This window comes from Alkalihalophilus sp. As8PL, assembly GCF_040939795.1.
Classification (GTDB): Bacteria; Bacillota; Bacilli; order Bacillales; family Bacillaceae_D; genus Alkalihalophilus; species Alkalihalophilus lindianensis.
In genome coordinates this window covers 1,949,669-1,974,299 of the sequence record NZ_CP162551.1, presented here as the reverse complement: position 1 = coordinate 1,974,299, position 24,631 = coordinate 1,949,669, and the positions used below count along the sequence as shown (strand labels likewise).

26 protein-coding genes are annotated in these 24,631 nt (G+C 39.1%); 5 read left to right on the top strand and 21 right to left on the bottom strand.

From position 1 onward, the window contains the following. Nucleotides 1–66: 66 nt before the first annotated feature. From rplI to AB3N04_RS11520, 9 genes are all read right to left on the bottom strand, one after another. Nucleotides 67–513: a 50S ribosomal protein L9 gene (gene rplI, locus AB3N04_RS11560; RefSeq protein ID WP_317121898.1), complete on the bottom strand. Its 447-nt coding sequence runs from the start codon at nucleotides 511–513 to the stop codon at nucleotides 67–69. A 1-nt stretch (nucleotide 514) separates the two neighbouring features. Then, nucleotides 515–2,479: a DHH family phosphoesterase gene (locus AB3N04_RS11555; protein WP_368502939.1), complete on the bottom strand. Its 1,965-nt coding sequence runs from the start codon at nucleotides 2,477–2,479 to the stop codon at nucleotides 515–517. An 11-nt stretch (nucleotides 2,480–2,490) separates the two neighbouring features. Continuing rightward, nucleotides 2,491–3,429, bottom strand: a complete 939-nt coding sequence (locus tag AB3N04_RS11550) for a YybS family protein (RefSeq protein WP_368502938.1) — start codon at nucleotides 3,427–3,429, stop codon at nucleotides 2,491–2,493. A gap of 241 nt (nucleotides 3,430–3,670) precedes the next feature. Beyond that, the gene (gene rpsR, locus AB3N04_RS11545) at nucleotides 3,671–3,904 is read right to left on the bottom strand and encodes a 30S ribosomal protein S18 (protein WP_047972679.1); all 234 of its coding nucleotides are present in this window, start codon (nucleotides 3,902–3,904) and stop codon (nucleotides 3,671–3,673) included. Nucleotides 3,905–3,975: 71 nt separating this feature from the next. Then, entirely contained in the window at nucleotides 3,976–4,467 is a 492-nt protein-coding gene (ssb, locus tag AB3N04_RS11540; protein ID WP_047972680.1) for a single-stranded DNA-binding protein, read from the bottom strand. Nucleotides 4,468–4,493: 26 nt separating this feature from the next. Beyond that, nucleotides 4,494–4,781, bottom strand: coding sequence for a 30S ribosomal protein S6 (rpsF, locus tag AB3N04_RS11535; protein ID WP_317121901.1), 288 nt, complete (start codon nucleotides 4,779–4,781; stop codon nucleotides 4,494–4,496). Nucleotides 4,782–5,361: 580 nt separating this feature from the next. Next, entirely contained in the window at nucleotides 5,362–6,462 is a 1,101-nt protein-coding gene (ychF, locus tag AB3N04_RS11530) for a redox-regulated ATPase YchF (RefSeq protein ID WP_368502937.1), read from the bottom strand. 134 nt (nucleotides 6,463–6,596) lie between these two features. Further along, a complete protein-coding gene (locus tag AB3N04_RS11525; protein WP_317121903.1) occupies nucleotides 6,597–6,797 on the bottom strand; it encodes a DUF951 domain-containing protein in 201 nt (66 codons plus the stop codon). Between the two features lie 90 nt (nucleotides 6,798–6,887). Next, nucleotides 6,888–7,910, bottom strand: coding sequence for a hypothetical protein (locus tag AB3N04_RS11520; protein ID WP_317121904.1), 1,023 nt, complete (start codon nucleotides 7,908–7,910; stop codon nucleotides 6,888–6,890). A 101-nt stretch (nucleotides 7,911–8,011) separates the two neighbouring features. Here AB3N04_RS11520 and yyaC point away from each other — a divergent pair, with 101 nt between their 5' ends. Further along, nucleotides 8,012–8,659 carry a spore protease YyaC gene (gene yyaC / locus AB3N04_RS11515; protein WP_317121905.1) on the top strand — a complete coding sequence of 216 codons (648 nt, stop codon included), beginning with the start codon at nucleotides 8,012–8,014 and terminating at the stop codon, nucleotides 8,657–8,659. A gap of 33 nt (nucleotides 8,660–8,692) precedes the next feature. On the opposite strand, the gene AB3N04_RS11510 is transcribed toward yyaC, so the two are convergent. The 12 genes from AB3N04_RS11510 to rpmH all read right to left on the bottom strand — a co-directional run bounded on the left by AB3N04_RS11510 (nucleotide 8,693) and on the right by rpmH (nucleotide 19,778). Next, complete coding sequence (locus AB3N04_RS11510) at nucleotides 8,693–9,394, bottom strand: DUF554 domain-containing protein (protein WP_368502936.1); 702 nt, start codon at nucleotides 9,392–9,394, stop codon at nucleotides 8,693–8,695. 20 nt (nucleotides 9,395–9,414) lie between these two features. Continuing rightward, a complete protein-coding gene (locus AB3N04_RS11505) occupies nucleotides 9,415–10,563 on the bottom strand; it encodes an aminotransferase class V-fold PLP-dependent enzyme (protein WP_368502935.1) in 1,149 nt (382 codons plus the stop codon). A 73-nt stretch (nucleotides 10,564–10,636) separates the two neighbouring features. Continuing rightward, nucleotides 10,637–11,485 (bottom strand): ParB/RepB/Spo0J family partition protein, encoded by an 849-nt coding sequence (locus tag AB3N04_RS11500; protein WP_047972795.1) that lies wholly within the window; start codon nucleotides 11,483–11,485, stop codon nucleotides 10,637–10,639. Further along, nucleotides 11,478–12,239: a ParA family protein gene (locus tag AB3N04_RS11495; protein ID WP_047972794.1), complete on the bottom strand. Its 762-nt coding sequence runs from the start codon at nucleotides 12,237–12,239 to the stop codon at nucleotides 11,478–11,480. Before AB3N04_RS11495 ends, AB3N04_RS11500 begins: the two co-directional genes overlap by 8 nt. A 204-nt stretch (nucleotides 12,240–12,443) precedes the next feature. After that, on the bottom strand, nucleotides 12,444–13,283 hold the full coding sequence (gene noc / locus AB3N04_RS11490) for a nucleoid occlusion protein (protein ID WP_368502934.1): 840 nt from the start codon (nucleotides 13,281–13,283) through the stop codon (nucleotides 12,444–12,446). A gap of 166 nt (nucleotides 13,284–13,449) precedes the next feature. Beyond that, nucleotides 13,450–14,163, bottom strand: coding sequence for a 16S rRNA (guanine(527)-N(7))-methyltransferase RsmG (gene rsmG, locus AB3N04_RS11485; RefSeq protein WP_047972792.1), 714 nt, complete (start codon nucleotides 14,161–14,163; stop codon nucleotides 13,450–13,452). Nucleotides 14,164–14,185: 22 nt separating this feature from the next. After that, complete coding sequence (gene mnmG / locus AB3N04_RS11480; RefSeq protein WP_368502933.1) at nucleotides 14,186–16,072, bottom strand: tRNA uridine-5-carboxymethylaminomethyl(34) synthesis enzyme MnmG; 1,887 nt, start codon at nucleotides 16,070–16,072, stop codon at nucleotides 14,186–14,188. Nucleotides 16,073–16,096: 24 nt separating this feature from the next. Further along, nucleotides 16,097–17,512, bottom strand: coding sequence for a tRNA uridine-5-carboxymethylaminomethyl(34) synthesis GTPase MnmE (mnmE, locus tag AB3N04_RS11475; RefSeq protein WP_368502932.1), 1,416 nt, complete (start codon nucleotides 17,510–17,512; stop codon nucleotides 16,097–16,099). Between the two features lie 166 nt (nucleotides 17,513–17,678). Then, nucleotides 17,679–18,302 carry an RNA-binding cell elongation regulator Jag/EloR gene (gene jag, locus AB3N04_RS11470; protein ID WP_368502931.1) on the bottom strand — a complete coding sequence of 208 codons (624 nt, stop codon included), beginning with the start codon at nucleotides 18,300–18,302 and terminating at the stop codon, nucleotides 17,679–17,681. Next, a complete protein-coding gene (gene spoIIIJ, locus AB3N04_RS11465; RefSeq protein ID WP_047972789.1) occupies nucleotides 18,299–19,066 on the bottom strand; it encodes a YidC family membrane integrase SpoIIIJ in 768 nt (255 codons plus the stop codon). Before spoIIIJ ends, jag begins: the two co-directional genes overlap by 4 nt. 106 nt (nucleotides 19,067–19,172) lie before the next feature. After that, nucleotides 19,173–19,532, bottom strand: coding sequence for a ribonuclease P protein component (rnpA, locus tag AB3N04_RS11460; RefSeq protein ID WP_368502930.1), 360 nt, complete (start codon nucleotides 19,530–19,532; stop codon nucleotides 19,173–19,175). A gap of 108 nt (nucleotides 19,533–19,640) precedes the next feature. Beyond that, the gene (gene rpmH, locus AB3N04_RS11455; RefSeq protein WP_047972787.1) at nucleotides 19,641–19,778 is read right to left on the bottom strand and encodes a 50S ribosomal protein L34; all 138 of its coding nucleotides are present in this window, start codon (nucleotides 19,776–19,778) and stop codon (nucleotides 19,641–19,643) included. A gap of 629 nt (nucleotides 19,779–20,407) precedes the next feature. Between rpmH and dnaA the strand changes: the two genes are divergently transcribed. From dnaA to recF, 4 genes are all read left to right on the top strand, one after another. Next, a complete protein-coding gene (gene dnaA / locus AB3N04_RS11450) occupies nucleotides 20,408–21,760 on the top strand; it encodes a chromosomal replication initiator protein DnaA (protein ID WP_368502929.1) in 1,353 nt (450 codons plus the stop codon). 179 nt (nucleotides 21,761–21,939) lie between these two features. Continuing rightward, nucleotides 21,940–23,082 carry a DNA polymerase III subunit beta gene (gene dnaN / locus AB3N04_RS11445; RefSeq protein ID WP_317121916.1) on the top strand — a complete coding sequence of 381 codons (1,143 nt, stop codon included), beginning with the start codon at nucleotides 21,940–21,942 and terminating at the stop codon, nucleotides 23,080–23,082. A gap of 195 nt (nucleotides 23,083–23,277) precedes the next feature. Beyond that, nucleotides 23,278–23,493, top strand: coding sequence for a S4 domain-containing protein YaaA (gene yaaA, locus AB3N04_RS11440; protein ID WP_047973639.1), 216 nt, complete (start codon nucleotides 23,278–23,280; stop codon nucleotides 23,491–23,493). 11 nt (nucleotides 23,494–23,504) lie between these two features. Continuing rightward, nucleotides 23,505–24,620, top strand: coding sequence for a DNA replication/repair protein RecF (recF, locus tag AB3N04_RS11435; protein WP_368502928.1), 1,116 nt, complete (start codon nucleotides 23,505–23,507; stop codon nucleotides 24,618–24,620). The last annotated feature ends 11 nt before the right edge of the window (nucleotides 24,621–24,631 follow it).

Below are 24,631 nucleotides of genomic sequence, written 5' to 3'. Positions count from 1 at the left end.
AAAGTCTGATCATGCTAGGGATTGCAAGATATTCTTGGCACCTAGTGAGATCAGACCACTTATTCGTTATTCGCCTTCTACGACATGTACTTTAACCGTCGCAACTACTTCTGGATGAATTTTAATTGGGACATTTGTATACCCCAGTGAGCGAATCGGGTCGTTAAGCATTATTTTACGCTTATCTACCTTCATTTTCATACCGGAAAGTGTTTCCGCTATTTGTTTTGTTGAAATAGCACCGAATAAACGCCCACCCTCACCAGATTTTGCTTTAATTTCTACAGTTAAGGCTTCTAGCTCTTCTTTGTATTTATTTGCCTTCTCAAGCTCTTCTGCTGCTTTTTTCTGTTCGCTGTTCTTTTGGGCATTAAGATTGGCTACATTTCCTTTTGTTGCTTCAACCGCTAAATTATTAGGTAATAAGTAGTTACGAGCATATCCTTCAGATACGTTCTTTAATTCACCTTTTTTCCCTTTTCCTTTAACATCTTCTAAGAAAATAACTTTCATCTTATTGTCCCCCTTCTAAACTCTCATCAATCGCTTTTTCAAGTCTCTCTCTTGCTTCATCAAGTGTAACTCCTTGTAGCTGAGTCGCTGCATTTGATAAGTGTCCGCCACCATCTAGGCGTTCCATAATTACTTGGACATTTACATCTCCTAGTGATCGTGCACTAATGCTTACGACATCATCCTTTCTTTTGGAGATCACAAAGGATGCGGCTACATCTTTCATCGTTAAAAGTGTATCAGCTGCTTGGGCAATCACAATTTGGCTTAAGCTTTCTTCTTCATCTGCCATTGCAATCGTCATACCATCTCGGTACATCTCAGCTCTCTCTATTAGCTTAGCACGTTTGACGTATTGGTCCATGTCTTCTTTTAACAGCTTTTGAACCAATGTCGTATCCGCACCGTTTGAACGTAGGAACGAGGCGGCATCAAAGGTTCTTGCCCCTGTCCGAACAGCAAAGCTTTTTGTATCGACAATAATCCCCGCTAATAGTGACGTTGCTTCAAGCCTATCCATTTTAAGCTGCTTTGGTTGATACTCAAGAAGCTCTGTGACCAATTCGGCTGTAGATGAGGCATATGGCTCCATATACACCAAAACAGGATCATCTATAAACTCTTCTCCACGTCTGTGATGATCAAGCACAATTATACGATCGACCCTTGGCAACAATTTTGGCTCCATTACAAGAGATGGCTTATGGGTATCGACGACGACTAATAATGTTTGATCGGTCACATAGTCAAGAACTTCATCAGGTGTGACAAATTGCGACCATAGATCTTCGTGACTTTCGACTTCTTCCATTAACTTTTGAACATCATGGTTAATGTCATTAGGGTCAAGGACAATAAAGCCCTCCTTCCCATTCACTTCAGCAATTTTCAACACGCCAATAGCTGCTCCAATTGAATCCATATCGGGGTTTTTATGTCCCATAATAATGACACGGTCACTTTCAAGAACGAAATCACGTAAAGCATGAGAAATAACTCTTGCTCTAACTCGTGTACGTTTTTCCATCGCATTGGATTTCCCGCCATAAAAACGTACTTTTCCATTCTTTTGCTTGATCGCTACTTGATCCCCACCACGACCGAGTGCTAAGTCTAAACTTGACTGTGCAAGCTTACCTAGTTCACGTAAAGACGTCTCACCTGTACCAACCCCAATACTTAAGGTAATTGGTACTTTTTCTTTACCCGTTAATGTTCTAATTTCATCTAGGACATCAAAACGAATTTCTTCTATTTGTTTTAATGATTTATAGTTCATAATCGCGACAAAACGGTCAGACGCTGTTCTACGCAATAAAATATCATTATCATTTGCCCACTTATTTAAAGAAGACGTCACTTGGCTCATTAAGCGACTTCTAACTTGATCTTCCATTCCTTGAGTCACTTCATCATAATTATCTAGATAAATGAGAGAAACAACCGTTTTCGTGTCTTCATATAACTCTTGAGTCTCTGCTTTTTCAGTCACATCAAGAAAGTAAATGAGACGTTCTGTTGGTTCAAAAGTGACGTGATAAGACCTTGAACCCACTGTAATGACATTTGTTTCCACTTGATCTTCAATCATTGGAACAAGGTCATCATGCAGGTCCTCTAATTGTTTATCAATTAAGTCATTAGCAATATGTTGACTCACAAAAGGATTAACCCACTGGATCATTTTTTCATCATTATAAAGGAGAATACCAACAGGCATCTTCATGACTGCCTCTTCCCCCGCCTTATTTACACGGTAGGACAGCGTTTGGATATACGCTTCTAAGTCACGTTCAAACGCAAATCGCGCCTGGGACGTGTAGATGGCCAGCACACCTAATATGAATAAACCAATGACGCCCATTTGCCAGTGATAGATCATTAATACACTACTAAAAATCACTGCCACAGCAAAAAGAGCGATTACGTGGTAGCCATGCCACCGCTTCATTAAGAACTTCGGCATAGTGTCAGCTCCTATTTCTTCTCGCTTTTGATTCGTTTACGTAAATCAAAGCCTAAATCAATAATCCCTATAATTCGAATGATCTGTGTCAAAGGGTTAACAATCAATGTCACAATAACAATAATAATCGGAAGTGCTCGGTTAACTTTTTTATGGTAACAATAATAAAATATAAACGCAAAACCTTGAACCATCATTACAATTTCAAGCAGCGGCAGGAGGTTCCACACAATAATATACATTGTAGAGCCTTCTTCTTGTCCGACAAGTAAGAGAATCATCACAATTAAGTAATACCACAAGAAAGACTTTGGAAATTGCCAATCTCTAAATGGTGGGAATTTCTCAACCTTGTTCCCGAGTCTGCGTAAAATAACAGTGGCAAGTAAAACCGTTAATATGGCCAGTCCAATACCACTCATAATAATCATAATAGGAACCAGATGCACAATCATCTCAGTCATTTCATACATTGGGGCTAAAGAATCTGATGGATCTTGTCCCATCCCAATTAATGTGGCTTCAGCTAGTTGGATTTGTTCACGTAGCAGAGCCGTCATAAACTGAATTGGATTCTCATCCATAAACAATGTTAAACCCACATACACGAGTAACATGTTAAGCATATAAATTAAGCTTCCACCAATTAATACATTAAAGGGTGCTAGCTTTCTACGGTACAATTCACCAATAACGAGGCCCGCCGCCCCAAAGAATAATGCCCCAGGAAGCCCTAGTAAACCTGCAATCATAAATGAGAGCAATATCGCTACCACGAGTAGCATCAATCCTGGCTTTAATCCTCTTCTCACAACAAAAAGGATAAATGGCAGTGGCAATGCCCACATGGTTATATAGGCAGCGAACGGGACATACAGCGTGATGGCTAATAAACTGACAAAAAGAGCAGCAAGTATAGCCCCTTCTGTGAGCGTTCTTGTTTGTTTCACACATTCACCTCATTTAACTTTCAGTACAATTCCGAAAGCCTCTTTACACGAAAGAGGTTTTGACAGTTTCTCATATCCTTGTCTATTTTAGCGTAATTATGATTAAAATTAAAGCTTCCTTGGCTTACTAACACTTAAAAAGAGCATAAGGACGTAAAATATCAAGGAGAACCAATTAATCTCGATGCTTTATTAAAATAAAAAGCATGGTAGAAGCTCTACCATGCTTTATTATATGCTATTAGTTAACATCATTTACATACGGCAATAATGCGATTTGACGAGAACGCTTGATTGCTGTTGTAAGTTGACGTTGATACTTAGCAGACGTTCCAGTTACACGGCGAGGAAGAATTTTTCCACGCTCAGAGATGAAACGCTTTAGAAGATCCGTATCTTTGTAATCGATTTTCGTAATTTTGTTTACAGTGAAGAAACAAACCTTACGACGCTTTGGACGACCACGACGAGCCATAGGACAGCACTCCTTTCAATAAAAATGGTTTATGGTAATACACGCATTTCGTTGTATAAGCAGAAGAGGGATTAAAACGGTAGATCATCATCCGAAATGTCAATTGGCTTGCCATCATTGGCAAATGGATCATCATTAAATCCACCAGATTGACGATTGGGCTGTTGATTCTGTCTGCTATAATCGTTACCACCAGTTGGTGATCCGCCAGAAGGAAATGCATTCCCTTGCCCTTGGTTTGATCCTTTTGGTTCTAGGAATTGCACACTTTCAGCCACAACTTCTGTGATAAAGACACGACGTCCTTCATTGTTGTCATAGCTTCTAGTTTGGATTCGGCCGTCTACACCCGCTAAGCTACCTTTTTTAAGGTAATTCGCAACATTTTCAGCAGGTTTACGCCAAACGACACAGTTAATGAAGTCTGCTTCACGCTCTCCTTGCTGGTTTGAAAATGCACGATTGACTGCGAGCGTAAAGTTCGCTACTGCTACTCCACTCGGTGTGTAGCGTAGCTCTGGATCTTTAGTTAAACGCCCAACTAGTACGACACGGTTTAGCATCCGTACCCCTCCCACTTTTTCATAAATTATTCTTCGTCTTTTGTGATTAGGACACGAATAACGTTGTCGTTAATCTTGATAAGACGGTTAAATTCTGCAATCGCTTCTGAGTTAGCTTGTACGCTTAGTAAAACATAGAAACCTTCACGATAATCGTTGATTTCGTATGCTAGACGACGCTTACCCATCTCCTCAACCTTTTCGATTTCAGCACCATTCGTTGTTAGAACACCGTTAAAACGTTCGATGATCTCTTTGTTAGCTGCTTCTTCTAGGTTTGGAGCGATGATGTACATGATTTCGTACTTACGCATTCCGGTCACCTCCTTTTGGTCTAAACGGCTCCATAAGTGGAGCAAGGAGCAAAACTCATCTAATGAGTCATTTCACTCGCATTAGTAGATTATATCAGAATGAATCATAGTGTGCAAGCATCATCTCAATAGAAAAGAGCCTGGGAAGTGTGTTTTAACAATCATAAAATGAACAAGAAGATCGCGGGTGCGGGTGAATATACACCGCTCTTGAACTATACTTCGCTTTCAGTGAGGAGCTAGTGAGCTTCCTCGTGCTATTACACTCCGGGATCTCAATCTAGTCCTCACAGGAGTCTCCGTATAGTTCATCTGCTAAATTAGTCCATTGTTCGTTTCTCAGCATTTTCTATATTGCCATTCTCATTTAAAGATATTTATGAATCTTGAAATAAAAAAGACGACTCAGTCATTTTTGAAATGGAGAGTCCTCTTTTTTATACAGAATACTTTACTTTTTTCCCGCTCCGTTGATTGGAGCGGAAATCAACAACTATTTTAAGAACGGATTGTTCGTTTCTCACTTTAAAATACTTTCTTACTACCCCAGCCTACTATCTACTTTATCTAATAAATAGAATTAAACATTAAAGCGGAAGTGGACAACATCCCCGTCTTGTACGATATATTCTTTCCCTTCAAGACGAACTTTTCCTCTTTCTTTCGCAACTGCCATCGACTCGGCATCAACTAAATCCTCATAAGAAACCACTTCAGCACGAATGAATCCACGCTCAAAGTCAGTATGAATGATTCCTGCTGCTTGAGGAGCTTTTGTCCCTTTACGATATGTCCATGCACGAACTTCTTGAACACCTGCTGTGAAATAGGTTTCAAGACCAAGTAAATTGTAAGCTGCACGAATTAATTGATCAAGGCCAGATTCTTCGATGCCGAGCTCTTCTAGGAACATTTGCTTCTCATCACCATCAAGCTCGGAGATTTCAGACTCAATTTTCGCACACACAACGATCACTTCACTATTTTCACCAGCTGCAAACTCTTTTACTTGCTTCACATAATCATTATCCTCTGGTGATAATAAATCTTCTTCACTTACATTTGCCACATAAAGTACTGGCTTACTAGTTAGAAGGTGAAGTTGCTTAACGATTTTATCTTGGTCTTCAGTAAATTCAATGCTTCTTGCAGGCTTTTCTTCTTCAAATGCATCACGTAAAAGCTCTAGTACTTCAAGTTCAGCTACAGCTTCTTTATCTTTTGTTTTAGCAAGCTTGGCCACTCGAGTAATTCGCTTTTCTACTGATTCAAAATCAGCTAAGATTAACTCAAGATTAATGACTTCGATATCATTTAATGGATTAACACTACCTGATACATGAGTAATGTTATCATCGCTGAAGCAACGCACCACATGTGAAATTGCATCTACTTGGCGAATATGAGATAAGAATTTGTTTCCTAGCCCTTCACCTTTACTTGCACCTTCTACAATTCCCGCAATATCAGTAAATTCAAAAGCCGTTGGAACTGTTTTTTTAGGGTCTACAAGTTCTGTTAATTTTTGAAGACGGTGATCAGGTACTTCTACAATCCCTACGTTCGGATCAATGGTACAGAATGGATAGTTTGCAGATTCTGCTCCTGCTTGTGTAATCGCATTAAAAAGCGTTGATTTTCCTACGTTCGGTAATCCAACAATGCCAGTTGTTAATGCCATAATGGCTCACTTCCTTTTATATTCAGATTCACTAGTGTGATCTTATTCTCTAATATCCCTACCAATTATAGATAGAGACCCATAAAAAAACAAGGTAATGATCATGATCATTACCTTGTTTTATGTTTATATTTTTAAGAAAGCGGAGCCTTTTCCAAAATACGTTTCATCTTTTTAGAGAAATCTTTCCTTGGAAGCATGACACTATGTTGACAACCCAAGCATTTAATTCGAACGTCCATTCCCATACGAATGATTTTCCAGCGGTTCTCACCACATGGATGCTGTTTTTTCATTTCAACAATATCCCCAAGTGCAAATTCTTTATCGGTCATCCTAGGTCCCCCTATCCAATTCATCCGTTTTATTGCTAGTATTATACACCAAAATCAAATGATGAGGGAGACTAGTAAAATCATTTTAGTCTATTTTGCATTCGCAGCATGATGCAAAATGGGATAGAGCAAGATCGCAGCAAATACATATAAATTTAATACTCCATATAAAGGATAGAGAATGCTTATTAACGTCGAAAATCCAAATGTTGTTAGCGGTGCCATTAAAGCAATAAGGAATAAAGCAATTAACCATGCCTTCCCTTTTATATAGCCTCGAAGTCTAGAGATCAACCCAAAAATACCAGCAGCCGCGGTTGTGTATATCGCCATCCATAATAAAGCTGACATAATTAATACCATAAAATAGGGGTAATGCTTCAATATTGCAAATAACGGAATTTCATACAACATGATATCCCCTGCAACTTGCAACAAAGATTCATTATATAAAAAAGAGATTCCACCTAATATAAGCCCACTTCCTAAGCTAGCAACCCAAATCTCTCCTTTATGACGGATCTCATTACCAACTGCTGCTAGAACAGCGACTAAGGGTAAAATATTTAAAGATGTGAAGGTAAGAGCAGCTGGCCAATTATGTTGTTGATCCAAGCGAAACTCAATAGGAAAGCCTTTCAAGGATTGAAACGCAATGAGAACACCTAATAAGCAAATAATTAAGATGGGAATAACGACTGCATTCATTGATGTCATCCCTTTGGTATCCCAAACGAATAACAACACAACGCAACCACCAATAAAGACAATCCCTAACCAATAAGGTAAATGGATAACCTCAAGCGTAGCTCCCCCGCCGGCTAACATAATTACTGTTGTAGAGAAGAGATAGAGCACAATCATAAAATCATATAGTTTCGTTAATCGCTTCCCCATTAACACATGTAAAATGGGTAAATAATGCTCTGAACGTTTTTGGTGACTAATACTCATAACGATGGCTGTGCAAATCGTAAATAATAGTGCAAATATAAAAATGGCTAGTCCGCTTTCAGCCCCGAAAAACTCCCAAAGCTCCCGCCCTGAAGCATATCCAGCTCCTATCATAGTACCAATGATTAGAAACATCCACTTCAAACCACCTACCCACATTCTGCACCCTCCTTCCTTCTTTCACAATTTTCACAATCTATATGTATAGAAAGGAAAAAATATCCGTATACTGCTACTACTATGGCAAAGGAGCCGATGTTATGAGTACAAACCATCGCCTTTTCGGAAATAATTTAACACCTATTCGTGTACACATGGACGAGGAAGAAGCACAAGCATCCTTAACTCGCAGCCTTTTTAATCACACAAACGAGCTCACACGTCGCGAACTTGTCATTGTTTGCATCGGAACAGATCGTTCTACGGGTGATTCTTTAGGTCCACTAACAGGAACGAAGCTCAAGGAGAGGGATCTTCAACGATTTCATGTATATGGAACTCTTGAAAATCCAGTGCATGCCGTTAATCTTCGGGATCGCTTAAAGGAAATTGAACAAACGCATTATAGGCCTTATATTTTGGCGATTGATGCTTGTCTAGGTCGAGTTAATAGCATCGGTAAAATTTCACTTGCAACAGGTCCTGTTCAACCAGGTGCTGCTGTAAATAAACAACTTCCGGCAGTTGGTGATATTCATATGACCGGTATTGTGAATATTGGTGGAATGATGGAGTACTTTGTTTTACAAAATACGAGACTGTATACCGTTATGAAAATGGCTGAAACTATGGCTAGTGCCATTCACTTAGTTGACCAACAGCTTCCAAGACGATTAAAACCCACTTCTCTTTTGCACAGCTTAAAACCAAGCATTTTTCTTAAATCAAAAAAAGAGACACCTCTTTAAAACGGATGATTCCGTTAAAGAGGTGTCTTTCTTTTATATGAGATAAATTCCAGTCACTAAAAAAGCAACTACTAAAATACTCGGTAATAAATTTGCCACTCTAATTTGTAAAACACCTAAGATATTTAAGCCAATCGCAATAATCATTACACCACCAGTTGCCGTCATTTCAACAATAAACATCTCCATTAACTCAGATGGAACATATGCATTAATATACGTAGCGAATATAGCAATACTCCCTTGATATAATACGACTGGTATAGCTGAGAATATAACACCTATTCCAAGCGTAGAAGTGAAAATGATCGCTGAGAATCCATCTAACATTGCTTTCGTATATAAAACAGAATGATCTCCCCTTAAGCCACTATCAAGCGCACCAAGAACAGCCATCGCACCGACAACATAGATAAGGGTTGTCGTTACAAATGCTTTAGCTACAGAACCTTCCTCTTTTGAACCAAGCTTTCTCTCAATAAACGCACCAACCTGATTCAATCGCTTTTCAAGATCAACTTTCTCACCAATGATTCCACCTATGACTAAACTGCCAATGACAACTAAAAATTGCTCACTTTTCAATCCCATATCAATCCCTAACACCACAACAGCCAGGGCAATGGCTTGCATGACAGTCGTCTTCACTCTCTCCGGAATGCCTCTTACTAAAAGCCCGATACACGCAGCTACTATAATAGCGAGACCATTTACAATCGTACCTGTTAACACCATCTTATAACTCTCCTACTCTCCTAAAATGCTTGCTCTATCTCTACTAATGCCTCTACTAATTTTCTTACTTCTTCTATTGTGTTATATGGTCCAAAGCTTACTCTGACAAGCCCGGTATCTACTGTATTTAATTGATGGTGAGTCATCGGGGCACAATGTAATCCTGCTCTTACGGCGATTCGATAGTGTTCATCTAATATAAAAGCTAACTCGTGACTTTCTACATTATTTAAACGAAACGAGCAAACAGCTAACCGATCTTCAAGTCGGGTAGGTCCGAATACTTCTATTTCTTCTATTTGATTAAATCCACTTAGCAGTTCCTTTAATAAGGCTTGTTCATGAGAATAAATCTTTTCAATTCCGAGTGCATTGACTTCTTTTAAACCGGCTAATAAGCCAGCAATTCCTGGTGTATTTAATGTCCCTGCCTCATAACGATCTGGCCATTCAGTCGGTTGCTCGCTACTTTCAGAATAGCTCCCCGTTCCACCATGCATTAAAGGTTCGAGATTATAATCTTTTTTAGAAAGCAAAACCCCTGTCCCTTGAGGTCCAAGCAAACTTTTATGTCCAGCAAATGCTAATAGGTCAATACCATCTCTCTCCATATCAATCGAGATCGTTCCGGCTGTTTGCGAAGCATCGACAATCAATATAGCGCCTACTCTTTTTGCTAGTTTAGAAACAGCTTGGATGTCTACAATTGCCCCAGTTACGTTGGAGGCATGCGAGATCACAATCGCTTTTGTTTTACTTGTTACTGCCTCGGTCATTTCCACCATAGAAATAATGCCGTCATCATTTGGTTTTATATAAGTCGTTTCTATTTGCTTGGTTTGTGTCAATCTATGAACAGGACGTAAAACCGAATTATGTTCAAAGGCAGTCGTGACAATTTGGTCACCAGCTACAAATGGAAAACCACCTATCGCTTGATTAAGAGCCATCGTCGCATTTTGATAAAACCACACATGCTTTCCACTTGGCGCATTAAAAAACGTGGCAATTTCTTTTCTAGCCTCTTGAATGACCATTCTCGCTCTTTCCGCTAATTGATGGCCACCTCGCCCAGGATTCGCTGCATATTCATTCACTGCCTCAAGCATCGCTTCACCCACAGTTGCAGGTTTAGGGTAAGAGGAAGCAGCGTGATCGAAATAAATCATTAAGACTCTCCTTTATAAAAATGATAGAAAAAGAAGTCATCATTTACGTTGATGACTCCTTCATACTCAATCTTCAAGATTGCTCTGATTGTAACAATGTTAAAATACGTTCAAGGTCATCTTCAGAGAAATAATCAATTTCAATTTTCCCTTTGTTTTTTCCAGGCTTAATGGAAACCGATGTACCAAAACGTGAACGTAAGTAGTCTTGATGTTCTTTTAATTGTGGGGTTAGTTGAATCTTCTTACGTGATGTTTCACGTGAAACACGATCATTTAATTGATTCACTAACTCTTCTACCTCACGCACACTTAAACGATCTTCAATAATCTTTTCAATTAAGATCGAAAGCTTTTGTTTATCTTTAACACCAAGCAAAGCTCTGCCATGCCCCATTGATAATGTTCCCTCAGAAATAAATTCCTGAACAACCTTTGGCAATTGAAGTAAGCGAATATGATTGGCAATATGCGGGCGGCTCATACCAAGTCGACTAGCTAATTGCTCTTGCGTGTAATTGAGATGTTCCATTAACTTTTCGTAGGCCATCGCCTCTTCAATAGGATTTAAGTCTTCGCGCTGCAGGTTCTCAATTAAAGCAAGTTCCATCATCTTCTGTTCATCAAGTTCACGTACAACAACTGGAACGGTTTTGAGTCCAGCTTTTTGGGCTGCTCTATACCTTCTTTCACCTACAACGATTTCATACCCTTTAATACTCTTTCTGGCAATGATTGGTTGTAGGATACCATGGCTTTTAATAGAATCTGCCAGCTCAGAAATGGCTTTATCTGAAAAAAGTTTACGTGGTTGATAAGGGTTCGGCCTCAACTCGTTTATAGCCATTTCCTGTACTTGATCTTGCTGTTCATTATTCTCTGGAAAAAACGCTTGTAATCCTTTGCCTAATCCTTTAGCCACTAGACACCACTTCCTTTGCTAAATCTACATATACATGGGCACCACGTGATTTCGCATCATAAATGATAATCGGTTTACCGTGACTAGGTGCTTCTCCCAAACGAACATTTCTAGGAATGATCGTATCGAACACTTTTTCACGAAAATATTTTTTCACTTCATCAATTACTTGAATACCTAAATTTGTACGAGCATCTAGCATCGTTAATAACACACCTTCAATGGCTAGGTCCGTATTCAAATGCTTTTGCACAAGTCGAACTGTATTTAAAAGCTGACTTAATCCTTCTAATGCGTAATATTCACACTGAACAGGAATGAGCACGCTATCTGAAGCGGTTAGAGCATTGATGGTCAAGAGCCCTAAAGACGGCGGACAATCAATAAAAATATAATCATAGTCTTTAGCGACAGGTTGTAGAGCTCGCTTCAAGCGAACTTCCCTTGAAATCGTTGGAACTAACTCTATTTCTGCTCCTGATAGTTGAATAGTTGAAGGCAGCACATGTAGATTCTCTACAGTTGTTTGTTTGATCACTTTACTTGCCTCAACATCTTCAACTAAAATATCGTACACACATTCATCCACGTCACCCTTTTCGACACCAACCCCACTTGTTGCATTTCCTTGAGGATCTATGTCGACTAATAAAACTTTTTTCCCAATATAAGCTAAACAAGCACTTAGATTGACAGCAGTTGTTGTCTTGCCAACGCCACCTTTTTGATTTGCTACAGCAATGACTTTAGCCATGCTGTCACCCACTTTCTGTTCACCTTACTTTATCTCTAGCTATCTCACACATGTTGTATGAGCAGGTTGATTTAATAGATAAGTTTCACTTCATTTTAACATAGTTTCCATTGAAAATTTTAGAAAGTTGCGTGAGTTTAAAATTTCTTTCGATGTTACACATTCGTTTTTCCTCATAAAAATAATCTATCGAAAATCGATAGATTATTTCTTCGGTATACGAATAGTAAATTGATAGAATTCGTCGTTTTCTTCCTCATCAGCATCAACGTGCAATCCACTTTTTAAGACCATATCTACTGATTGACGGATTGTATTCATCGCAATTCTCATGTCTTTTGAATAAGACTTACGAGTTGCTTTTTTCTTAGGTTCAGGTTGACCATCTAAGTGCATACGTACTTTTTCTTCGGTTTGCTTCACATTTAAATGCTTCTCGATAATCTCTTCAAGAAGCTTTACTTGGAGCTCTTCGTCTTTTAAAGCGAGTAATGCTCTTGCATGACGTTCTGATATATGACGTTCTAAAATAGCATGCTGGACTGGCTCAGGCAGATGAAGCAGACGTAATTTATTCGCGACGGTCGATTGACCTTTGCCTAATCGTTGCGCCAAGCTTTCCTGTGTTAGTCCATGAAGTTCAATTAATTTCGCATACGCAATTGCTTCTTCAATCGAAGTTAATCCCTCACGCTGCAGGTTTTCAATTAAAGCAATAGATGCTGTTTGAGAATCGTTGAATTCCTTAACTAAAGCAGGAATCTTCTCCCAACCAAGCTTTGTAACAGCTCTCCACCTACGTTCACCTGCAATTAATTCATACTTCCCATCGCGTTCACGTACAACAATTGGCTGAATGACTCCATGTGTGCGGATTGTTTGAGCAAGCTCCTCGATCCGCTCTTCATCAAATACAGTCCGTGGTTGAAAACGGTTCGGAACAATATCTGCAATCGCAATTTGTTGTACTTCTTCATTTCCACTCGCTTCAACCTCTTCATGCTTATCACTAAAGCCAAATAGGCGTGAAAACGGTTGCTTCATCGCCTGACACCACCTTCTGATAATAACCGTCTTGCTATATTCGACAGAGACTGCCTAGTTCCTTCTTTTATTCCTAGTTCTTTTATATCCTGCTTACTCCATACCGTCAAGTAAAACCTTACATATTGACCGAGGGAGAAAGGTCATGTTTCATATGAAACATGACCTATAATGGTTGTTTATTTGGTGTTCCCGGCTTTCTAGGATATTTCTTTTTCGTTGCTTTTTGTTTTTCAATGACTGTGATATGACGCTCACTTTCTTCAATTGGCAATTTAAAGGTATAGTCCTTTTTCACTTTTGCCCCTAATTGCTTCAAGGCATTTTCAGCATCTGCTAACTCACCTTCTGCTCCTGCACCTTTCATCGCAATAAAGTCGCCGCCTACTTTAACAAGCGGTATGCACAGTTCAGCTAATACTGACATTCTAGCGACTGCACGTGCAGTCACGATATCATACTGTTCTCTATGAGCAGGATTTTGCCCAAATGTCTCTGCACGATCATGATAAAAGGCTACCCCTTCTAATTCAAGCTCTGTTGCTAAATGCTCTAAAAATCCTATACGCTTTTTAAGAGAATCAACAATACTAACATGTAAATCAGGGTAGATTATTTTCAGTGGAATGCTAGGAAAGCCTGCACCTGCACCCACATCAATGATTTTTTGTCCCGCTTCAAATGAATAGAAGAAACCGGCGGAAATAGAATCATAAAAATGCTTAATATATACATCTTCTTCGCTCGTTAAGGCCGTAAGATTCATTTTTTCATTCCATTCCACCAATATTTCAAAATAACGATCAAATTGATGCAATTGCTTAGCTGATAATTCAATCCCTTGTTCCTTCACTAATGATACAAATACGTCTTTACTCATACATAGCCTCCATTACAAGCCTTTACTTAATCTTCGCCAATCTCCCTTGTTCTAAATACACAAGTAAAATCGAAATATCAGCTGGATTCACCCCTGATACCCTTGATGCTTGTCCGACTGATAGAGGACGTACTTCGCTTAACTTCTGCCTTGCCTCTGTCGCTAATCCATTAATGGCATGATAATCAAGATCCTCAGGAATCTTCTTATTTTCCATTTTTTTCGAACGCTCTACTTGTTGAAGTTGTTTTTCGATATAACCTTCATACTTCACTTGTATCTCAACTTGCTCGCCTACATCCTCACTAATAGGTGTATCTGATGCAGGGATGATTCTAGCCACATTAGGATACGTTAACTCAGGACGTTTTAATAACAGTGATGCACGAACCGCTTCTTGCAGCGGTGTAGATCCTACTTCTTCAAGTAATGCAGCCACTTCTTCCGAAGGCTTAATAATGATCTTTTCTAGACGTTTTTTTTCAGCTGCAATTTTTGCTTTTTTCGCTTCGAATCGCTTAAAGCGATCTTCACTTACTAAGCCAATCTCATAGCCTTTTTCTGTCAAACGCAAATCCGCATTATCATGACGTAACAAGAGGCGGTACTCTGCACGAGATGTTAATAAACGGTACGGTTCGTTTGTTCCTTTTGTGATCAAATCATCAATCAGTACACCAATATACGCCTCTGAACGATCTAAAATCAAACCTTCATGTCCTTGGGCCTTACGAGCTGCATTAATACCAGCCATAATTCCTTGACCAGCAGCTTCCTCATAACCAGATGTACCATTGATTTGACCTGCAGTAAATAAACCAGGAACCTTTTTCGTTTCTAGTGTAGGCCATAATTGCGTAGGTACGATGGCATCATATTCAATCGCATAACCAGGACGCATCATGCGGACATTTTCAAGGCCAGGAATGGATTTAAGGATATTTAATTGAACATCTTCTGGTAAACTTGTTGATAAACCTTGAACGTAAACTTCCGTTGTATTCCTACCTTCCGGCTCTAAGAAGATTTGATGACGAGGTTTGTCATTGAAACGTACGATTTTATCCTCAATAGAAGGACAATAACGAGGACCTGTTCCTTCAATCATTCCAGAGTACATTGGAGAACGAGATAAGTTATTGTTAATAATTTGATGAGTCTCTTCACCGGTATAGGTTAACCAGCATGGCAATTGATCGGTGATGTATTTAGTGGTTTCATATGAAAATGCACGTGGTACATCATCACCAGGTTGAATTTCTGTTTTATCATAGTCAATTGTATTTCCGTTCACTCGAGGCGGCGTTCCTGTTTTGAAACGTACCATATCAAAACCAAGCTCTTGTAAGTGGTACGATAGCTGCACAGATGGCTGCATGTTATTAGGACCACTCTCATAAGCAAGCTCACCTAAAATAATTTTCCCACGTAAGTAAGTTCCAGTTGTAATCACAACCGACTTACTACGATACTCGGCTCCCGTGTTCGTAATAACCCCTCTGCATTCTCCGTCTTCAATAATAAGGCGCTCCACCATGCCTTGACGAAGAAGCAAATTCTCTTCTTCCTCAATTGTTTTCTTCATTTCATGTTGATATAAAAATTTATCAGCTTGTGCGCGCAATGCACGAACTGCAGGACCTTTCCCTGTATTCAACATTCTCATTTGAATATGTGTTTTATCAATATTACGAGCCATTTCTCCACCTAGAGCGTCAATTTCACGAACGACAATCCCTTTTGCAGGACCTCCAACCGAAGGATTACATGGCATAAATGCAACAGCATCTAAATTCAGTGTCAACATCAATGTATTTGCCCCCATACGCGCAGACGCTAGTCCAGCTTCTACCCCTGCATGGCCTGCACCTACAACGATGACGTCAAATTCTCCACCATTATAACTCATATGAAAACCTCCTTTTTTAACTAATTATTTCCCTAAACAAAATTGGGAGAACAGTTGATCGATCAAGCTTTCATGCACACTATCGCCAATAATTTCACCTAAAAGCTCCCACGTTCTTGTAATATCAATTTGAATAAGATCAATAGGAACACCCATATCAATTGCAGCCATTGCATCTTGAATGGTTGACTTTGCTTGTTCAAGTAGTGCGATATGACGGGAATTAGATACATATGTTGCATCCCCGCCCTCTAAATCACCTTCAAAAAATAAGGAGGCAATCGCAGCTTCGAGCTCATCTACACCTTCATCTTTAATGAGAGAAGTCGTCACAACTGGACGCCCTTCAGCTAACTGCTTCACTCGTCCTAGATCAATTTTTCGCTCTACATCTGTTTTATTAACAATCACGATAACATTTAAATGTTTAACCGCTTCAAATAAAGCTTCATCTTCTTTAGACAATTGTTCACCGTGGTTTAATACAAGTAAAATTAATTCGGCTTCTTTTAGCACCTGTCTAGATCGTTCGACACCAATTCTTTCGACCATATCCTCTGTCTCTCTAATTCCAGCAGTATCGACAAGCTTTAATGGTACACCGCGTACATTTACATACTCTTCAATTACATCTCTAGTTGTACCAGCAATATCTGTTACAATTGCTTTTTCTTCGTGGACTAAACTATTTAATAAAGAAGATTTACCAACATTCGGACGACCGATGATGACCGTCGATAAGCCTTCACGTAAAATCTTTCCTTGGTTTGCTGTGCCGAGTAGCTTATCAATTTCCCGTTCTACAAAGCTGGCCTTTTCAATTAATAACTCATGAGTCATGACTTCAGCATCATACTCTGGATAATCAATGTTCACTTCTACATGTGCAACTGTTTCTAGTAGCGCTTGTCGTAGTGTTGAAATTTTCTTTGAAAGACGCCCCTCGACTTGTCCGAGTGCTACATTCATTGCCTTATCTGTTTTCGCACGAATTAAGTCCATAACTCCCTCAGCTTGTGATAGATCAATTCGACCATTTAAAAAAGCTCGTTTCGTAAATTCACCAGGTTCAGCCAATCTAGCACCATGTTTTAAAGCTAATTGTAGAACTTTATTAACCGATACGAGCCCACCATGACAGTTAATCTCAACGACATCTTCACGCGTAAAAGTCCGTGGTGCCCTCATGATCGACACCATTGCTTCTTCAACTCGTACGTCTTGGTCCATAATATAGCCGTACACAATTGTATGAGAAGCTGCTTCCTCTAACGGCTTGGCCCCTTGATAAATCTTATCTGCAATCGTAACCGCCTCATCACCGCTTAATCGTACAATTCCTATAGCACCTTCTCCAAGCGCAGTAGAAATCGCTGCTATTGTATCAAATTCCACTATGTTCACCTCACAGTCTTTCCTTTTTCCTTCTATTGTTAACATCTATCTTATCTTTGCATACTCATTAAAAAGTAACTCCTAAATGTTTAGAATAGCATACGCATCTTCTAAAAGCTATGTCAGAAGCTTGATCTTTCTTCTATATTATGCTTAGTACTACTAACCAGAGAAAAAGGATGACTCACTTTGAGCCATCCTCGTTCTTCATTTATTTAGGGCCGACGACAATATGTCGTTCGCGTCCCTTTCCCTTCGAGTACGTTTCGACACCTGCAGCAGACTGCAAGGCAGAATGAATGACTTTACGTTCTTGGGCACTCATCGGTTCTAGCGAAACAGGCTTATTGATTGCTTTAGCTTTTTCGGCTACACGCAGTGCAAGCTGAACAAGGGCTTCTCTACGTCTTTCGCGATAATTTTCTGCATCGACTTCAACGGCAACATAATCTGCGTCTTTGTGACGATTAGCGACTAGATTCGTTAAATAATCTAAGGATTCGAGCGTTTGCCCTCGCTTTCCAATCACGCGACCCATATCTTCTGTGCTTTTTAAGTCAAAACGAGTTTTCCCTTGACCTTCACTTTGCTCAATTGTAGCTGGAACTCCCATTAAAGAAATGGTTGTTTCTAGAAATGAATAAGCTTCCATGATTGGATCAGGTTTGATGTGAGCTTCAATTGTTGCGGGTCTTGATCCAAGAAAGCCTAGAAATCCTTTTTTCGGTTCTTCGACAACTCGATACGAAAGACGTGCTTCCGTCGTTTCAAGTTCCAACAATGCTTTTTTTATAGCTTCTTCAATCGTCGTACCTGATACAGTCACATGGGTCACTTTTTCTTCCCTCCTGCAGTAGCTTCAGCTGTTTTGCTTTTTCCAACATTCGGTCCTGTAATAAAGTATGTTTGAGTAATCATTACAAGGTTACCTACTACCCAGTAAAGTGTTAGAGCTGCTGGGAAGAACATGGCAAAGACAAAAATCATAACTGGCATTACATATAGAAGAATCTTCATTTGCGGATTGTCCGTTACCATCATCATCTTTTGTTGGATGAATGTTGTGATACCTGCAACAATCGGTAAGACAAATGGATCTGGTGCTCCTAATTCAAACCAAAGGAATGAGTAGTTACCAATTACATCTGTACGCATAATCGCGTGATAAAAAGCAAGTAAGATTGGCATCTGCACCAATAGAGGTAAGCAACCAGCTAGTGGATTTACACCACGCTCTTGGAACATAGCCATCATTTCTTGTTGTAGTTTTTGTTGAGTTTTTTGATCTTTAGCACTGTATTTTTCACGAAGCTTTTGCATCTCCGGTTGGATTGCTTGCATCGCTTTTGCACTCTTGGTTTGCTTGATCATTAGTGGAAGAATTAATAGACGTAATAAAATCGTTACGACAATAATAGACAGACCGTAACTATTTAACAATTCTCCAAAATAAATGATGAGCCAAGATAGTGGGTAAACAAAATATGAATTCCAGAACCCTTCACTATCTCTTGTGATTGGTTGATCAATGTCAAAACATCCAGTCATAACAAAGAGCAGACCAATTATCATTGTTATTAGTCCAAACTTCTTGAGCACGAGCTCTCCTCCTTGTCCATCTTCGTTCTATTTATATGAACGCACGTACCAATCAGAACAGTTCACCGATAATCTACAATATTATTATAATGAATAGATCCGATTCTTAATGTGACGTATGATCCTTCTTTTTTATATGGCGTGCTTTTTTGAGCACATGTTTTAAACTAGATTCGACTTGATGAAAGTCCATTTCAGCAACTGGGTGTCTAGCAATAATGACAAAATCATAATTTGGCGGAAGCTCTTCTTGATAAGTTAGGAATACTGTTCTCACATACCGTTTAATACGATTGCGAACAACAGCATTCCCGACTTTTTTACTTACGGACAACCCAATTCGAAAATTAGCTTGTCCCTCTTTTTTCAAGGAATACAGTACAAATTGCCGATTGGCAACGGACTGACCTTTTTTAAATACGGACGAGAACTCTTCGTTTTTCTTGATCCGTTGCTCTTTTCTCATGTACGTACACCTCAAACACTCAAAAGATTATCTGAACTTAAACCTTCAACATTCTACTTAGATCTTCCTTCTTTTAGAAGTAGAAAAAGACCACTGACATTCAGTGGCCTATGCAGATAATACTTTTCTTCCTTTACGACGACGACGAGCTAATACATTGCGGCCGTTTTTAGTACTCATACGCGTACGGAAACCGTGTACTTTTTTACGTTTACGATTATTCGGTTGGAAAGTTGGTTTTCCCATTTATTACACCTCCCTGAGGATACTTTCTAAAGACATTCTTGTAAATTATAAGAAACATGAGGTGCAGTTGTCAAGATAAGTTTTTAAATTACCAAACAACCCTACTCGATCTTCAGCTATTAAACGATCCATTTATTTATTCTCCTCTATTGTACACCAAACTTCTACATTCTCCAAAAACCCATGTGGATAACTTATTTTCGACATTTTTCGGTCTATCCTCAACTTTATCGACACCTTATTCACATATCTTGTGTTGTGGACAAGTTCGAAACACAAGATCCTGTGCTATGTGGATAAATACAAGAAAGCGTTGCGGGAGTACTGTTTTTTTGCTATGATTAATATGTTTTCACTCGTGGATAGCCTAATTCCACCTTAATATTGTCCACAACCTGTGGGTAAACTTGTGGACAGTTTTTCAAGACTGTTTAATACCTTGTCCACAGGATGTCTATAAATGTTTAAAAGTTATTTTCCTACTATATTATATCTCTCTCCACATTTGGGGTGTGTATGGATATTTATTCACTGATTTCTGGACGTTGTACAAAGGTTTTACAGCGGCTTTTTATGGTGAATGGAAAACGAGTTACTTAAAGAAACGGTGAAAAAGGAGGGTACGTCGGTTGGAGAATATACATGATTTATGGGAACGAGCTTTAGCTGAAATGGAGAAAAAAGTGAGTAAGCCTAGTTATGAGACATGGCTTAAATCAACTAAAGCTAATGACATTCAAAACGATGTCATAACCATTACAGCACCAAATGAATTTGCTCGGGACTGGCTAGAGGAGCATTATGCCGGACTAACCTCCGATACAATAGAACAATTAACGGGAGCCCGCTTAATTCCGAGATTTGTCATCCCTCAAAACGAACTTGAGGATGATTTTTTAATTGAGCCACCTAAAAAGAAAAAGCCAGTACCGGATACTAATGGCAATAGTAACGGCACCAAAACAATGTTAAATGACAAATACACATTTGATACATTTGTTATTGGTTCTGGGAACCGCTTTGCACATGCCGCTTCGCTCGCTGTGGCCGAAGCACCAGCTAAAGCTTATAATCCTCTATTTATTTACGGGGGCGTAGGACTTGGCAAAACTCACTTAATGCATGCAATTGGGCATTATGTGATGGATCACAATCCAAATGCAAAAGTGGTCTATCTTTCATCAGAGAAGTTCACAAATGAATTTATTAATTCCATTCGTGATAACAAAGCGGTTAACTTTCGCAATAAGTATCGCAATGTAGATGTCCTGCTTATTGATGATATTCAGTTCTTAGCTGGAAAAGAACAAACACAAGAAGAATTTTTCCATACATTTAATGCATTACATGAGGAATCAAAGCAAATAGTCATTTCAAGTGATCGACCGCCTAAAGAAATTCCTACGCTCGAGGATCGTTTGCGTTCAAGGTTTGAGTGGGGCCTTATTACCGACATTACACCGCCTGACTTAGAAACGCGTATTGCGATCTTGAGAAAGAAAGCAAAGGCTGAAAACTTAGATATTCCAAATGAAGTCATGCTCTATATCGCCAATCAAATCGATACTAATATTAGAGAGTTAGAAGGAGCACTCATCCGGGTAGTTGCTTATTCTTCTTTAATTAATCAAGATATGAACGCCGACTTGGCAGCTGAAGCTCTAAAAGATATTATTCCGAATTCCAAGCCGAAAATATTAACGATTACCGATATTCAGAAATTGGTAGGTGAGTTCTACCATGTGAAGTTAGAAGACTTTAAGGCAAAGAAAAGGACAAAGTCAGTTGCTTATCCTAGACAAATCGCTATGTATCTATCACGCGAAATGACAGACGCATCTCTCCCTAAAATCGGAAGTGAGTTTGGCGGTAGAGATCACACCACCGTCATTCATGCACACGAGAAAATTTCAAGGATGCTAACAACCGATCAAGAACTTCAGCAAAAAGTACAAGAAATCATGGAGCAACTTCGCTCTTAAGCAAAAATAAATTGTGTACACTGTTAATAACTAGTGCAGGCCTATCAACACATTATCCACATGTTGATAGGCTCTCTCTTTCAACTTAAAATAGTAGTTATCCACAAATCCACACTCCCTATTACTATTATTACGATCTTTTTTAAAATATAAATTAATTATTAAAGGGGCATTTAATCATGCAATTTACTATTCAACGAGATCGCTTTGTTCATGATGTTCAGCATGTTGCAAAAGCCGTATCTTCTCGTACAACAATTCCTATTTTGACTGGAATTAAAATAGTCGCTGACCATGAAGGAGTAACGTTAACTGGAAGTGACTCAGATGTGTCGATTGAAACGTTTATCCCTAAAGAGGATGCTGAAACGGAAATAGTAACGATCGAAGAAGAAGGAAGCATTGTACTGCAAGCGCGTTTCTTTGCCGAGATTGTTAAAAAGCTTCCAGGAGATACAATCGAGGTTATTGTGCAAGATCAATTTGCTACAACGATACGCTCAGGTTCCTCTGTTTTTAATTTAAATGGACTTGATCCGGAAGAGTATCCGCGTCTTCCGCAGCTAGAAGAAGATCTTCTTTTCCGACTACCGCAAGATATGTTGAAGAATATGATTCGTCAAACAGTCTTCGCAGTGTCCACTCAAGAAACACGCCCGGTGTTGACAGGTGTAAACCTAGAGACGGAAGCTGGAGAATTAATCTGTACTGCTACAGATAGCCATCGTCTCGCTATGCGAAAAGCGACGATCGAACGTAATGATGAAGAACTTTCATTTTCGAATGTAGTGATCCCTGGTAAATCACTAAATGAACTTAGTAAGATTCTTGATGATTCAAACGAGCTAATTGATGTAGTTGTTACTGAAAATCAAATTTTATTTAAATTAAAAAACCTATTATTTTTCTCTCGTTTGCTAGAAGGAAAGTATCCGGTTACTAAAAATATGATTCCAACCCAGTCCAAAACATCTTTCACACTAAAATCTAAGCCTTTTTTACAAACGCTTGAACGTGCGTTGTTGCTTTCTCGTGAAGGAAAGAACAACGTCATCAATTTAAAAACCCTTGAAGGTGGATTGATTGAAATTACATCTATTCAACCTGAGGTAGGTAAAGTAACAGAAAGTATTCAAAGTGATAATATGCAAGGAGAAGATATGCGTATTTCCTTTAACGGAAAAAATATCATTGATGCTCTAAAGGTTGTAGATAGTGAAGAAATTAATATTGTGTTCACTGGAGCTATGAGTCCTTTCGTGATTCGTCCTACTGACCATGACCATTATTTACACCTCTTTTCTCCAGTTCGTACGTACTAGAATTTTAAAATTTAGGCCAATACACCAAGCGTTTATGAAGTAGGTCTTGGCTATCTGGCTTGTCTCTAGTACAATAGAGTAAAGACTAATCGAAGACGGAAAACAAAGAAGGCAGCATCTCACCATTGATTTGCTGTCTTAACTTTGGTGGATAAACATTTTGCTCAATTGAGCGAGAAAGAGTGAGGATTTCAAATGAACCAACTTTCAATTTCAACAGAGTACATCACCTTAGGCCAGCTTTTAAAAGAAGTAGGGGCGATTGATACTGGTGGTATGGCGAAATGGTATTTAAGTGAATATGAAGTGTACGTGAACGGAGAGTTAGAAAATCGTCGTGGGAAAAAGCTCTTCACAGGAGATCGTGTGAAGCTAGCTGATGAAACAATAATCGAAATTGTGAATGGTTAAGGGTTAAGTAGATGATTATTAAGTCGCTTCACATTCGCCAGTTTCGCAATTACGAACGAGTTGAGCTCAATTTTGATGACAGAATGAATGTGTTTATCGGTGAGAACGCCCAAGGCAAAACAAATGCAATTGAAGCTATTTATGTGTTAGCCCTTGCTAAATCCCACCGGACCTCAAAAGACAAGGAATTAATTCGCTGGACAAATGACTTTGCCAAACTTCAAGGGCAAGTGAGTAGACAAACTGGTTCAATTGAGCTTGATCTTGTAATTTCAACAAAGGGAAAAAAGGTCAAGTTAAACGGAATAGAAAAACGAAAGCTCAGTGAGTATGTTGGAGCCGTTAATGTTGTCATGTTTGCGCCAGAGGATTTGAACTTAGTGAAGGGTAGTCCGCAACTGCGTAGAAGATTTATCGATATGGAGCTCGGTCAAATTAGCCCTATCTACTTGCACCACTTAGGGCTCTATCAAAAAGTACTCCAACAACGTAATTTCTTATTGAAAGATTTACAAATTGGTAAAGGTTCGTTGGACATGCTTGATATTTTAACAGAGCAGTTAGTTGAGTTAGCTACGCAAATTACGAAGCGGCGCTTTGTCTTTTTAGGTCAACTGCAAAAGTGGGCTGAAGAAATTCACCATGATATTAGCAGGGCTAAAGAACGACTTAAAATTGAATACAAACCATCATGTGATGTATTAGAAGAGATGGACTTGCCGAAAATGAAAGAAGTATTCATGAAAACATATGAAGAGAAGAAGAAACGTGAGATTGCTCGAGGGGTTACATTATTTGGACCTCAAAGAGATGATCTTGGTTTTCTAGTGAACGATCGCGATGTACAAACCTATGGCTCTCAAGGTCAACAAAGAACAACTGCATTGGCAGTTAAGTTGGCTGAAATCGAATTGATTCATGCTGAAATAGGCGAATATCCGATTCTTTTATTGGATGATGTCCTCTCTGAGTTAGATGATTATAGACAATCTCATTTATTACACTCTATTGGTCAGCGTGTTCAAACCTTTGTGACGACAACCTCTATTAGCGGGGTTCATCACGAAGCGCTAAACGGTGCAGCAATCTTTAGAGTCGAACAAGGAACAATTTCAAACGACGCATAAGGCGGTGTGCT

Bases quoted from the DNA above. Each gene is read 5' to 3' on its own strand.
- AB3N04_RS11495 (WP_047972794.1), bottom strand. From the start codon at position 12,239: ATGGCTAAAGTCATTGCTGTAGCAAATCAAAAAGGTGGCGTTGGCAAG.
- AB3N04_RS11525 (WP_317121903.1), bottom strand. From the start codon at position 6,797: ATGACCGATAAAGAATTTGCACTTGGGGATATTGTTGAAATGAAAAAA.
- yyaC (WP_317121905.1), top strand. From the start codon at position 8,012: ATGAGTACAAACCATCGCCTTTTCGGAAATAATTTAACACCTATTCGT.
- rpmH (WP_047972787.1), bottom strand. From the start codon at position 19,778: ATGGGAAAACCAACTTTCCAACCGAATAATCGTAAACGTAAAAAAGTA.
- rnpA (WP_368502930.1), bottom strand. From the start codon at position 19,532: ATGAGAAAAGAGCAACGGATCAAGAAAAACGAAGAGTTCTCGTCCGTA.
- yaaA (WP_047973639.1), top strand. From the start codon at position 23,278: ATGAACCAACTTTCAATTTCAACAGAGTACATCACCTTAGGCCAGCTT.
- AB3N04_RS11555 (WP_368502939.1), bottom strand. From the start codon at position 2,479: ATGCCGAAGTTCTTAATGAAGCGGTGGCATGGCTACCACGTAATCGCT.
- recF (WP_368502928.1), top strand. From the start codon at position 23,505: ATGATTATTAAGTCGCTTCACATTCGCCAGTTTCGCAATTACGAACGA.
- ychF (WP_368502937.1), bottom strand. From the start codon at position 6,462: ATGGCATTAACAACTGGCATTGTTGGATTACCGAACGTAGGAAAATCA.
- rplI (WP_317121898.1), bottom strand. From the start codon at position 513: ATGAAAGTTATTTTCTTAGAAGATGTTAAAGGAAAAGGGAAAAAAGGT.
- rsmG (WP_047972792.1), bottom strand. From the start codon at position 14,163: ATGAGTAAAGACGTATTTGTATCATTAGTGAAGGAACAAGGGATTGAA.
- ssb (WP_047972680.1), bottom strand. From the start codon at position 4,467: ATGCTAAACCGTGTCGTACTAGTTGGGCGTTTAACTAAAGATCCAGAG.
- AB3N04_RS11505 (WP_368502935.1), bottom strand. From the start codon at position 10,563: ATGATTTATTTCGATCACGCTGCTTCCTCTTACCCTAAACCTGCAACT.
- mnmG (WP_368502933.1), bottom strand. From the start codon at position 16,072: ATGAGTTATAATGGTGGAGAATTTGACGTCATCGTTGTAGGTGCAGGC.
- dnaN (WP_317121916.1), top strand. From the start codon at position 21,940: ATGCAATTTACTATTCAACGAGATCGCTTTGTTCATGATGTTCAGCAT.
- mnmE (WP_368502932.1), bottom strand. From the start codon at position 17,512: ATGTTAACAATAGAAGGAAAAAGGAAAGACTGTGAGGTGAACATAGTG.
- noc (WP_368502934.1), bottom strand. From the start codon at position 13,283: ATGAAGCAACCGTTTTCACGCCTATTTGGCTTTAGTGATAAGCATGAA.
- AB3N04_RS11510 (WP_368502936.1), bottom strand. From the start codon at position 9,394: ATGGTGTTAACAGGTACGATTGTAAATGGTCTCGCTATTATAGTAGCT.
- rpsF (WP_317121901.1), bottom strand. From the start codon at position 4,781: ATGCGTAAGTACGAAATCATGTACATCATCGCTCCAAACCTAGAAGAA.
- AB3N04_RS11520 (WP_317121904.1), bottom strand. From the start codon at position 7,910: ATGTGGGTAGGTGGTTTGAAGTGGATGTTTCTAATCATTGGTACTATG.
- rpsR (WP_047972679.1), bottom strand. From the start codon at position 3,904: ATGGCTCGTCGTGGTCGTCCAAAGCGTCGTAAGGTTTGTTTCTTCACT.